Source organism: Bacteroides sp. ET336, assembly GCF_024733815.1.
GTDB lineage: Bacteria > Bacteroidota > Bacteroidia > Bacteroidales > Bacteroidaceae > Phocaeicola > Phocaeicola cellulolyticus.
In genome coordinates, this window is the sequence record NZ_JANRHK010000003.1 from 208,082 (window position 1) to 219,825 (window position 11,744).

The following is an 11,744-nucleotide window of genomic DNA, read 5'->3' on the forward strand; positions in this document are numbered from 1 at the left end:
TTATTTTTTATTTTATCTTCATTGGAATACCACAAACCATGAAAATCACTTCATCGGCTTTCGAAGCTACATACTGGTTTGCAAATCCTTGGACATCTGTGAATTTGCGCTGTATCTCATTCTCTGATACTCCTCCAAGACCTATCTCGTTTGTCACGAAAATGAATGTCGCGTCCTGAACGGTAAATTTGTCGAACTCTGCTTTTATTGAGTCCAGTGTTTTCTGGACATCATGATGCTTGAAGAAGAAATTAGTGCACCAAAGTGTGATACAGTCTATCACGATAACCCTTCCTTCCAGATTGTGCTTGCTTAATTCCATTTCTTCCTCTATATTAGTCCACTCCGGACCGCGGTTTTGCTGATGGCGCAATACGCGCTGGCGGAACTCCTCGTCCCATATCTTTGCTGTGGCAAGATAGACAGGCCTGTCCGTTAGCTGATGTGCAAGCTTTTCAGCGTATGTACTCTTGCCGGAGCGTTGTCCTCCGGTTATTAGAATAATTTTTTTCATAGCTTTCTGTAAATAATACTTACTGCCCTACAGTAAGCATAAGTCCAACACCTCTTACTGTCTTGATCTCTATCTGAGGGTCGTTTTCGAACAGCTTTCGCAATTTTGTGATGAACACATCAAGACTTCTCGAAGCGAAATAATCATCATTCTTGTCCCAGCAACGGTTCAGGATAACCTCTCTTCTTACCACTTCGTCTTTGTTTTCGGCAAGCAGTTGCAGAACCTGTGCCTCTCTTGCAGTCAGTGTAGTGTTATTGCCCGATTCATTGTTGTGCAGCGTAGCGTGTCCTGCATCAAGAGTATATTTCCCGAACTTGCACATTCCGCTTTCATCGCGTGTCTTCGAGCCTTCCTTCATTTTCAGAATGGCGTGCAGATGGGCATCCAGTTCATCAGGGATGAATGGCTTCTTAACGTAGTTGTTCACACCTATGTCATAACCTTTTCTGACGTCCTTTGGCGATGTAAGTGCAGAGGCGAAAAGGATAGGGGTGTCACCGTCCGTTTCCCTGATATGGCGTACCATCTCGAAACCGTCCATCACCGGCATGTCTATATCCGATATGATGATGTCAGGATGATGTTCCTCCCATGCCTGCAAACCCTCCTTGCCATTGAATGCGGTGATTACCTCATATCCGCCAATTATATCCTGTAGTCCGCTTTGGACTATGTATGAAAGATTCTTGTCGTCTTCTACTAATAACAGTTTTATCATTGTTCTTCTGATTTTTCTACACAAAGGTATTCAAAATATCGTATTCTCTGTGTCTTTGTAAAATAAAAATTGAATAGAGCTGAAAATATGATTTAATTATTGTGGCAGTTAAGTAACAACAGTTCGTATATCTCCTTTGCCTCGTGCTCTTTCAGACTTCTTATGGCGAATGATGTTCCATTTGTGGAAATCACCAGTTTCACCCTGTGATAATATGGTGTGAAAGGAGTGGAAACCATACGTACTACCTCTATATTGTCATACTTCACATAATTATAAATCTCGGCAAACTTTCCGTTGCTTATTTCCATATAGTCCTCTTTGAGGGTAATATGGCTTCTGCGTACCGCAAGAAGTCCCTTGGCAAGCGAAACCAGCATATAAGCTATGGGAGCAAAAAGCCAGATGTATTGTCCGTAATGGCACAAGACTATGGCTACTGCCAGCGAAATCAGAATGTCGAATCTTATGGTGTAGCCAAGCAGACCATAACCTGAACGGGCAGAAATGACAGTGGGCGAGGAGGTATAGTCTTTCCCCAGCCACCAGCTCAGGAAGTTTCCGTCATGCGATGAACCGTAAATCTTTACGTCGGCACCTTTCTTTTCGTCTGTGGCATTCAGTGCCTGCCTTACCATTATAGTGCAGCAGCCCAACCAGTTTTCAATGATATTCCTTTTTACGTAAAGCGTACATACCTTGTCGAACGAGAACCGGCTGCTGTTGCGCGTAATCAGTCCGCTTTCGAAGAAAAGCTGTTTTTCGCCCATACGTATATCCATATTGAAGTATTGCAGGAAAACCTTTCCCATCCACAAGATCAGTATTACTAAGTACAATATCACGATGACCGTTAAAACAGCTGTAACAGAGAATGCTGAAGAATCGGCATGTGTCTCTACATAGTCAATGAAATAATTTGCGGCTTTGTCGTTGACGGAAGTTATCTGATTGTACAGCGTGGCAAGCACACCGAACAGCACAGCCATGCCTTTCAGGTGATTCTGGCAGAGAGCACCTTTAATCAGATTCAGGTTGCTTACCTCCAGTTTCACGGTCTTGGTGTTTGCTGTAGCCTCCTGTTCCGTAGCTTCAGTCTCTTGTACTTCCTCCTGTGTATTTTCCTGAGTCTCCACACGGCTTAACAGAGCATCCCAGTCGTCATCGTCAAGGATGAGTTCTATCTCTTCAGTCCGCGATGCAAGCGTGTCGAACGAGATGCCTTTCATATCAAGCATACGATAGATGAGACCGCTCTTGGTACGTAAAGACTGAATCTTATTCAGAGGGATGCTTGTCCTTTCATGCTGTATTACACCATGGATAAAAATCAGATTACCGTCCTCAACATAATATTTTTTGAAGTAGAAGCTTAGGAATGCGGTTATCAGCGATAAGGCAATGAATCCTGCCAGATAGGACAGAAGCATTATTATATATTCCATGACAGAAGTTTCATCGGACGAATCGAATATCCTGACAGTGAAAAGTATCAGGATAAGACTTGCATAGCTTCTCAGAGCCTTCACGAAGAAAATCACGAAAGCGCTTTTGCTCATCCTGCGCGGTATTGAGAAATCATTTATTTTCATTTCTTATGCTTTCTGTTATAAGTGCCTTAATATCGTTTGCTTTATCTTCAGTCAGTCCCGGAATACTGGTAGCTTCAAGCATCTGCGCACCGTTTACGATGTCGATGGCATAAAGCCCGAAAATGCGTGTTATCGGGTTCTGGCGTACGCTGACCTGCTGTATCTTACAGAAAGGAATCGTAATTACAGAAGGGAATATGATCCCCGAACGGAATGTGATGTCATGCTCGCGGATGGCGAATCCTTTGTAGGCATAGGCCTTGGGAAGTAGAAAAAGATTTACAATCATAGCTGTCAGGAAAACACATTCTATGCCGATTGTCGTTGCCACACGACAGGTGAACTCCTCTGCCAGAAGGAGCAGAAGTGTGAGTCCCATAAAGATGATATAAACCAATACTGTTTTTACTATCTGTACTTTCAGGTATTTCTTTTCCAGCGGAGTATAAATGAGGTTCTCCACCTTGTCTATGTTATCAAAGTTCAATTGTCTGTTTGTCATATTATTATTGATTTTGGTTTATTCCTCACTGTCTGTCAGAGGCAAATATATTATAAATTCAGTAAACTCACCTTCAATGCTGGTAACAAATATCTTCCCGTGATGTGCCTTTACCACCTGATCGACAAAGCTCAGTCCGAGTCCGAAACCCGATGCGCCGTTTTTGCGGCTACGCTTTATTGCGGACGCGCGTTCAAACTTCTGGAATATCAGATGAATGTCTTTTTCTGAGATACCGAATCCGTTGTCGCGTATCTTCATCATAGTGTATCTGTCGTCCTGAGCAGTGCTTATTTTTATCTCCACGCTTTCATCCGAATATTTTATGGAATTGTCTATCAGGTTGCTGAGTACCTCTTCCAGATATTCAGCGTCGGCATAAGCTGTTTCGGCTTTTATTTCTGTTATGAAATTCACCGTCTTTTGCGATTTTGCCTTGAACTTCTCGGTCAGTTTGTCTATTATAGGAGTAAGCTCAACTTCTGTTCTGTTCATCTCCAGTTTATGGTTTTCCAGTTTGGAGATTGTCAGCACTTTATTTGTAAGGGTAAGCAGGTGGTCTGCCTCGTTTTCGGCAATGTCGAAATATTTGTCCTTCATTTCCTGCCTGTTGTCAAGCTTTCCGCTTCTGAGGAAATTCAGCGCCATGATGATGGACGTGAGCGGTGTTTTCATGTCGTGTATCATGGCGTATGAGAAGTCCTCGCGAATCTGGAAAATCTTCTCGAAGCGTGAAATGAATCTTACCTGATAGCTGATGCAGACGATTACGAGCAGCATTATGATGAATGTACCGGCAAGCATCAGGCCCATACGCTTGAAAATATAAATATAAGGATTTAATAATACCAACTGTACTCCTTGTGACAAATCTGTTTTTATAGGAATGATTTTAGAATTCAATCTGTCGTCTAAATCAGCTTGATTTTCAGAGGTACTTTTTATGATAGTATCATTCTTAATGTCAATAATATTTATATAATGATTATTGCTTATATCCTTGTCTTTCAGAAATATTTCTACTAAAGAATCCATTCTGTTGATTGACATTTCAATGCCAAGATTTTGTATGCCTTCATACAGATATGTTATTGAAGGTATGGAGTCACTTTCAGGACCGGCTAGTATTTCTGTACCTTCAGGAATTTCCTTACAGGCTAAGTTCGTTTCTTCTCTTAGAGCTTTCTCAAATACTTCAGAACTTACTTTGAGTAAATCGTTTCTTATCAGTTCATACGAATTGTATATCCATATCATCTGCAGAGCCATAGCCCCGACAAGTCCTACGACAGACAGTATGGTGATGAATAATATGTTTTTCTTACGTTTTGAAGTCTCCATATATGATATTATATGACTTTTTAATGGTTTTTCAATGCAAATATAATATTATGATTACTAATATAAACCATAAATTGAAGTATTAACCTAAAGATAACATAAGGATAACAAATGATTTGATTGTATCACATTATATTTGCAGTGTGATAAAGAATAAGATGAAAAAATGCAATAGATATGAAAGCGTTTAAGAAATATTTTAGCGGACAGTCATCCGGAAAAGGAACATTGATTTCATATGGAAGAGGCCCTGAAGGAGAGGAAGTGATGATAGACATCACAGAACCTAAGCATATAAATTTAAAAGTAATTGTAATCTTTATTATTATCTTTCCTGTTATTCTGTTCTTGTTTTATGCCGTACATGGGATTGAAAGTATGGATGTAACTTCAGGGAAATTTTTCAGTAAAGGCGAATATTTAATACTTTCCAGTTTGCTTTGTGGTATTTTATTGAACTGGTTAATTCAGGCTGTCGTTTATATTATAATCAATCCTCGGTCATATAGTAAATTTGCGGTAATATATAACAAACATAACTATACCGTACGTCTCTTTTATAAAGGAGATATGAGGATAATTCATTTCCGTACAGCTAATATTCTTGCACACTGTGTATGCGGATATATCCCTTTGTTGTTGGGCTTTATAATAGGTGATATTTCTATATGTTACTTTGGCCTTTTATCAATAATGTTCTTCTTTGATGAAACCTGTATTGTATGGAGACTGCGCCATTACAGTGGACAGGCTTTGTGCAGATATAAGGCAGACGAAAATATGAGATAGTATATGGCTAATTTAGTAATATTATTCTATTTGATTGTATGAATAAAAAAGGAAATAAAAAGCTAAGTTTTGCAACTTGTTTGTTGTGGGGTGTGTTATTAGGAATAGTTTTGGGTGTTGCGATGGATAAGTTAGCTGTAGGTATTGCATTAGGAAATATGTTTGGTACGATGTATTACTTATTTTTTGCCAATTCAGATAAAAACTCAAGTGATGAAAATAAAGAAGATTCTTAAAATCATGATATCATGATGGACAATAATACTTTTCATAAAATACCGGTAACCTTCTCTGATGAAAGTTACAATAAATATCAGAATGAGGTAATGAATCTGTTGCATTTTATCAGGTTATTTCATCCTGTCAGTATAGTTAATCCTGAAAGATTCAACAGATTTGAAAGACAGGCAGAGAAAATCTGCCATGAAATGAAAGGTGTGATAGACTTGCAGCACTTCCAGTTTGCCTTGAATTCTCTGTTAGCCATACTTGAAGACGCACATACTTATTTCATGCCTGAAGATGGATTAATTTATCCATACGAGATAAGATATTATGAAGGCTGTTTTTATCTGTATGCTATAGATCCAGAATATCCTGATTTCACGGGAAAAGAGATTGTTTCCATAAATAGAATATCCGTTAAAGATGTCAGGTCGGCTATGCGTAAAGCAATGCCCTCGGAGAATGAAGTAAAGGCAGGGCTATGGAGTTTTTATCTGAATCGCAAAGCATTTCTGCATCAGATAGGAGTAGATACTGCAAATGGAGTTTGTCTTGACTTTCACGATGGAAATAGTCTGCTTTTTGAGTCGGAAACAGAGAATCGTTCCGGATGGCATCAAGTGAAGTTCCCTCCATATCCTGTTACCGTGAAGCGTGATGATTTGTTTTCCTATCAGATAATTGAAGATAAATGCTATCTGCAATTTAATGCGATGTATGATTTACAGTCGTATTTGCAATTATGTCAGATTACGGGTACCAAAGTTGAGGATAATTATCTGAACTTCCTGCCGTCATTTCTTGAATTTATAGACAAGATCGATGCCGATATAAAGCAGCATCATATACGGAAACTGGTAGTAGATATGCGTTATAATGGCGGAGGAAATAGTATGCTTGGCGACCAGCTTCTACAATATCTTGGGGTTGATACGGACAGTATATCAAGATATAAGACATTTGTCAGAAAATCTGATTTTCTTTTCAAGTGTATGCCTGATTTCTATGATTGCAGCAAATGTAAATCAGAAGAACTTATTACAATGGGAGATTTTGAGAACTTGCATTCTCTTCCAAAAATAAAGAACCGTTTTGAAGGGAAGGTAATATTCATACAAGGCCAGAACACCTTCAGTAGTGCAAATTATTTGCTTACAACTATAAAGGATAATCATCTTTTCCCCATTATAGGAACTCCGACTTCACAGAAGCCTACTTGTTTTGGTGATGTATTGCCTGTTGAACTGCCATTTACAGGCACAAAGGGCTATATAAGTCATTCTTACTTTGAAAGACCGGATGTGAGTCGCAATGAGCTGGATTGTTTATATCCTGATTTTCATATACCTATGTCTATGGTTGAAAGGTTGAAGGGTATTGATAAATGCTGGGAATGGATTGAAATGAATTTGTCTGATGAGTGAAGCATTAACCTAAAGATAACGTAGCGATAACATAAACTCTTGTTCTATGCGCATACCTTTGTTGCATAATGATAACTGGAAAAACTAAAAAGTATGAACAATAAATATAAATACTATTTGATCAGTGGACCGATTTTAGCCTTAGGCCTTATGCTCGGTGCAGCAATCGGAGCAAATGTTGGAAACATTAAAATAGGAATAGCCTTTGGAATACTCGTCGGAGTTCTTATTAGTACATTGTCCATTTTCCTGGTTGTTTATACAAAAAAGAAGTAATCAAATTTGACTATTTAATATAAATAGAATTATGAATAAGATTAAGCCTGATAAAAAACTTGTAAGATATTGCGAGGTTATTTCTATGATAACAATAATAGCCGCAGCTATGTACGGATTTCCTAATATACTGGAACTTTGTTATGAGATGGGAAAAGATGATAGCGGCACATTTATATGGCACGCCCTCGTAGTTGGTATAGAAAGATATGCCATAATGTTTATTGGTGTTCTTTCATACGTTATGGTATATAATGTAAGAAAAGGAAACATTTTCAGCAGGGTAAATAAACGTATCCTGAATGCTATAGGAATTTCAACTACATTATCTGGAGTACTGATAAGTGTTATATCTCATTTAAGTCCTCTTGAAATGCCTACTGAAGTATGTGTACTGTTTATAATATTAGGTATGATGTTTGTGCTTATAGCCTATATTTTTGAGATAGGGATACGTATGAAAGAAGAACAGGAATTGACATTTGATAGATTAAAAACTGACATATATGCCTATAATAGTAAACTTGGATGTAATGATGGCGAAATGTAAGATTTCGCTTGGTGAACTGGCAGAACGTATAGACCTTATTCCGGCAAACCTTTCCATACTTAAAACTGGAAAGTCCAAAACTATTCGCTTCTCTACTTTGGAGGCTATCTGTAAGGAACTTGACTGCCAGCCTGGAGATATATTGGAGTATAGAGAAAAATGAATCTCTTAACCTAAAGATAACATAGACTCTTGTTCCTAGCGCATACCTTTGCAGTATAAGTCATTAATCTTGCAAAACTTATATGTAATATAGATTTTATGTAGCAACATATTATAGTGAATATAGCGAATTTGTTGTAAAATATATATTGACAAATTACCCTGTTTACTCAACTTAAAGATAATTCTTTTCAATGAATTTATATAAAAAAATAAAGCAATGAAGAAAAAGACAAAACGTAATTTGATTATCACGGCGATATTAATAGTATTAATCAGTGCAATAATTGCTTGGCTTGCTTATCCGTTCGTCCGTTATAGTTCACATACACTTGCTTACCGTTCAACTCTACCGGAAAATGCTTGCTATCAATATCCAATTCAATACAGTGAAGAGGGGTGGTTTTTGATTGATTGTGTCATTAACGGCAAATATAAAGTACCTCTCCGCATCGACACGCAAGCAACGAGTCTCATGCGAGAAGATTCCATCCATGCGTATAGTGGCGAATACTGGGGAAATCTGCCTATTAAAAGTACCAATGCTTATCAGAAAAAAGATTCGCCTGAGTTGTATACATTTACTTCTATTTCTTTTGGTGATGCATGCATACAAGAACCAATGTTTAACAGCATCAGTAAGGATAATATAATATACAACGTAATAGATGAAGGCATTTTCGGAACTGAAATGTTGGCTATCGGCACATGGAAATTTGATACAGAAACTGGAATGATGACACTTTTTCATTCCAATAATAAAGACCTGTTGGCAAAGGAAACTATAGGTATGATTTATTATCCTCAAGGTCTTCGTGAAGATTCCATTCCGATTTATATTGAAGGAATAAATGATAAAGTATGCTTTACACTCGATATGGGTTATGCTGGAGTATTAGAAATAAATAACGCTCTTGCAGATCGGCTTAAAACGCATTTCCACTATAAAGAAGAAATCACGAAGCACGGAGAAGAATTAACTGATACACTTTCTATTTTCAAGATCCCTGTTACGATTGCCGGAACACGGATTGATTCTTGTGAGATTGTGAACAGCCGCATTGTGAATACCAACTATATCGGAGCCGAATTTATGCACCATTGCAATTTTGTATTACATCATTCCCTTAATGAACATGGCAAGCCGAATAAAGATCTCTATCTGAAAGTGAGAGAATAATTGAGCAAAAAACAAATTCTAATTATATGATAAAAAAATACTTTCGTTATATATTCCGCATACTGTCAATCCTATTTATTTGTGTGCTTATATATCTTGTTTACATAATCTTTTGGATTAGAAACTTCAATGTAGAACAAAGCAAAGCTGTTGAAAATATAAGTGTAGATTTCTATCAGACCTTCCCGATAATTCGTGACCCAAACGGTTGTTTTGGAGTCGTTGCTACAGTAAACGATCAATATACTGATACACTCTTATTTGATACACAAGCATCTACTTCGCTTGCCAAGCAAGAAGTTCTTGACCGATATGAAGCGGAATACTGGAAGCGAAAGCCTATGCCAACGTTTAACTTCTACAAACAAGTCTATTTCTCAAAACTATATAAAGTGAATGATATCACTCTTGGAAATGGGAAATTGGAAGGAGTTATTTTCACGTCAGTCCCGAAAGATAACGGTATGTATAATGCGCTTTACAGACCGGTATTAGGACGGGCCATCATGGAAAACATAGGTTGGAAATTTGACTTGGATAGCAATGAAATAGTCATGTTTGCACCAGACAATGAACAGTTGTTGCAACATGAGAGTAAAGAGTTTACTCTTGCAAAAGAAGGCGTAAATGATTTACAGCTGTATAGTGAACAGACTGATACTTTGAACGTGATGTTTGATTTGGGTTCGAATTATGACATCATAATAGACAAGAACGTTTATGAGACGCTACGAAAACGCCAAACACCGAGAATGTATATCAACTATCGTAGAGAGGGGCTAACCGATACCATTGCGGAGTTTCATGATATTACCGTGTTTTGTAATGGGATAGCCATACCAGACTGTACGTTAAGTTACATACCATCAATTGACAGAAATGTTGCTGGCAACATCTTTGCCGGAAAGATCAATTTCATACTTGCTAATGGAGATCTATATATCAAAAAACGTACTGATGGGGCACTTCAGCCCATTAAAGACGGGCTGCCTTCACTCGGTTTACGCCTTAATGTCCTCAACAATACTATTTGTGTTACGGCATTGGAAATAAATGGGCCGGCAGAAAAAGCAGGATTAATGTTAGGTGATAAGGTTATAGCTATTGATAAAGGAGCAAACGAATTCGACATAATGTCCGTTTCAAGCGGCAGATTAGAATCATATATCCGACAAGCAAAGAGCCTTACTTTGGAGATAGAGCGTAATGGGAAAGGAAGATATTTGTTATCATGCGGAAAAGGATAAGTATCTAACTTGTCTTTGGTTGAATAAATAATGGAGGATAAAAAGGTTATGTTTATGTGTTATATTGAAAAGAAAAATAGAATACCTCTTTGGGGTGATTTGCTGCTTTTAATTTTGGGTTTCTTTTTTGGAGCCTTGATAGCAGAGGAATGCACTTTGTCTTTATTGGGCTCAACTGGTTATGAAAACGACCAATATTATTTGTTGTCTGCTATACTGTCCTGTTCAATGGTGTCTTTGGTTGTCTTGTTTTTGCATTGTATCATAGACAGACGTCCTTTAAGCGAACTTGGCCTGTGTTCTTATAATAAGTTAAGAAAATTTTCTAAGATTATTATATTGTGGACTGTTATAGTATTCACTCTCGGACTGATAATTTGTATATTGAGTGGTTCAGCAAATATATCAGCAGTTCAATTACATTGGAAAGATTTATCTTTAAGTCTGATAATGTTCATTTTTGGTGCTTTTTATGAGGAAATTCTTATAAGGGGTTATTTGTTGACACGTTTATGTCGCTCTGGTTTGAATATCTGGATAAGTTTAAGTATAACCTCTCTCATTTTTTCTGCTTTACATTTAGCAAATCCCGATATGAGTATCTGTTCAGCTGTTAATCTTTTTTTAGGTGGTTTTTTTGATGGCTGTATTTTTTTATTGACCGGAAGTCTTTGGACGGCTGTAATTTCACATTGTGCATGGAATTGGCTACAAGGTTCCATTTTTGGTTTCAATGTCAGTGGTGGAGAATTTTATCAATCACTTATAACATTAGAATACCCTTCTTACAATTTAATAAATGGTGGATTGTTTGGATTTGAAGGTTCTATTATATGTACGATATTATTACTTCCTTCTGTTTTTGTATTAATAAAACTTGTATCTAAGAATCTTAAGGAAAATGAATGATTTGAAACTGAAGTTTATAATTTCAGGTATTCTGATTGCCGTTATCGGGCTGGTACTGTCGCACACATATCGCCCGTATGTATATGAGAACCATATCAATGATTTTCATATGGCAGATGTTGTAGGCAGTGTCGTTTGCGTACCTGCTGCAGTACTATGCGCCTATGGCATTGATAGCAGATACTCGATAAAGCAGCAGAAATATTGTTTATGCCATCCTTATACATAGTTTGATAAATCTTTTAGTCTTAGTCTCTTAACCTAAAGATAACATAGCGATAACATAAACTAATTTTCTTTGCGCATACCTTT

The 11,744-nt window shown here is 37.4% G+C and carries 15 protein-coding genes; 10 read left to right on the plus strand and 5 right to left on the minus strand.

The features are described from left to right. Positions 1 to 7: 7 nt before the first annotated feature. The 5 genes from cobU to NW213_RS05155 all read right to left on the minus strand — a co-directional run bounded on the left by cobU (position 8) and on the right by NW213_RS05155 (position 4,670). A complete protein-coding gene (cobU, locus tag NW213_RS05135; RefSeq protein WP_204392033.1) occupies positions 8 to 514 on the minus strand; it encodes a bifunctional adenosylcobinamide kinase/adenosylcobinamide-phosphate guanylyltransferase in 507 nt (168 codons plus the stop codon). A 19-nt stretch (positions 515 to 533) separates the two neighbouring features. Beyond that, on the minus strand, positions 534 to 1,235 hold the full coding sequence (locus NW213_RS05140) for a response regulator transcription factor (protein ID WP_154042902.1): 702 nt from the start codon (positions 1,233 to 1,235) through the stop codon (positions 534 to 536). 92 nt (positions 1,236 to 1,327) lie between these two features. Continuing rightward, entirely contained in the window at positions 1,328 to 2,827 is a 1,500-nt protein-coding gene (locus NW213_RS05145) for a PH domain-containing protein (RefSeq protein WP_258322041.1), read from the minus strand. Next, positions 2,814 to 3,329, minus strand: coding sequence for a PH domain-containing protein (locus tag NW213_RS05150; RefSeq protein WP_258322042.1), 516 nt, complete (start codon positions 3,327 to 3,329; stop codon positions 2,814 to 2,816). The genes NW213_RS05145 and NW213_RS05150 overlap by 14 nt, the downstream gene beginning before the upstream one ends. An 18-nt stretch (positions 3,330 to 3,347) precedes the next feature. Next, the gene (locus NW213_RS05155) at positions 3,348 to 4,670 is read right to left on the minus strand and encodes a sensor histidine kinase KdpD (protein WP_258322043.1); all 1,323 of its coding nucleotides are present in this window, start codon (positions 4,668 to 4,670) and stop codon (positions 3,348 to 3,350) included. A gap of 177 nt (positions 4,671 to 4,847) precedes the next feature. Here NW213_RS05155 and NW213_RS05160 point away from each other — a divergent pair, with 177 nt between their 5' ends. The 10 genes from NW213_RS05160 (at position 4,848) to NW213_RS05205 (ending at position 11,661) form a co-directional block, all read left to right on the plus strand. Further along, positions 4,848 to 5,459 carry a hypothetical protein gene (locus NW213_RS05160; protein ID WP_258322044.1) on the plus strand — a complete coding sequence of 204 codons (612 nt, stop codon included), beginning with the start codon at positions 4,848 to 4,850 and terminating at the stop codon, positions 5,457 to 5,459. Between the two features lie 38 nt (positions 5,460 to 5,497). Continuing rightward, a complete protein-coding gene (locus NW213_RS05165; protein WP_204392057.1) occupies positions 5,498 to 5,695 on the plus strand; it encodes a hypothetical protein in 198 nt (65 codons plus the stop codon). 12 nt (positions 5,696 to 5,707) lie between these two features. After that, entirely contained in the window at positions 5,708 to 7,108 is a 1,401-nt protein-coding gene (locus NW213_RS05170) for a S41 family peptidase (RefSeq protein WP_258322045.1), read from the plus strand. A gap of 93 nt (positions 7,109 to 7,201) precedes the next feature. After that, the gene (locus NW213_RS05175; RefSeq protein ID WP_204392061.1) at positions 7,202 to 7,384 is read left to right on the plus strand and encodes a hypothetical protein; all 183 of its coding nucleotides are present in this window, start codon (positions 7,202 to 7,204) and stop codon (positions 7,382 to 7,384) included. A gap of 31 nt (positions 7,385 to 7,415) precedes the next feature. After that, complete coding sequence (locus NW213_RS05180) at positions 7,416 to 7,934, plus strand: DUF2975 domain-containing protein (RefSeq protein WP_258322046.1); 519 nt, start codon at positions 7,416 to 7,418, stop codon at positions 7,932 to 7,934. After that, a complete protein-coding gene (locus NW213_RS05185) occupies positions 7,891 to 8,097 on the plus strand; it encodes a helix-turn-helix transcriptional regulator (RefSeq protein ID WP_235303562.1) in 207 nt (68 codons plus the stop codon). The genes NW213_RS05180 and NW213_RS05185 overlap by 44 nt, the downstream gene beginning before the upstream one ends. A gap of 219 nt (positions 8,098 to 8,316) precedes the next feature. Beyond that, positions 8,317 to 9,276: a hypothetical protein gene (locus tag NW213_RS05190; protein ID WP_258322047.1), complete on the plus strand. Its 960-nt coding sequence runs from the start codon at positions 8,317 to 8,319 to the stop codon at positions 9,274 to 9,276. Positions 9,277 to 9,302: 26 nt separating this feature from the next. Then, positions 9,303 to 10,523 carry a hypothetical protein gene (locus tag NW213_RS05195; RefSeq protein WP_258322048.1) on the plus strand — a complete coding sequence of 407 codons (1,221 nt, stop codon included), beginning with the start codon at positions 9,303 to 9,305 and terminating at the stop codon, positions 10,521 to 10,523. A 30-nt stretch (positions 10,524 to 10,553) separates the two neighbouring features. Next, positions 10,554 to 11,432: a CPBP family intramembrane glutamic endopeptidase gene (locus NW213_RS05200; protein WP_258322049.1), complete on the plus strand. Its 879-nt coding sequence runs from the start codon at positions 10,554 to 10,556 to the stop codon at positions 11,430 to 11,432. Continuing rightward, a complete protein-coding gene (locus NW213_RS05205) occupies positions 11,425 to 11,661 on the plus strand; it encodes a hypothetical protein (RefSeq protein WP_258322050.1) in 237 nt (78 codons plus the stop codon). The genes NW213_RS05200 and NW213_RS05205 overlap by 8 nt, the downstream gene beginning before the upstream one ends. The last annotated feature ends 83 nt before the right edge of the window (positions 11,662 to 11,744 follow it).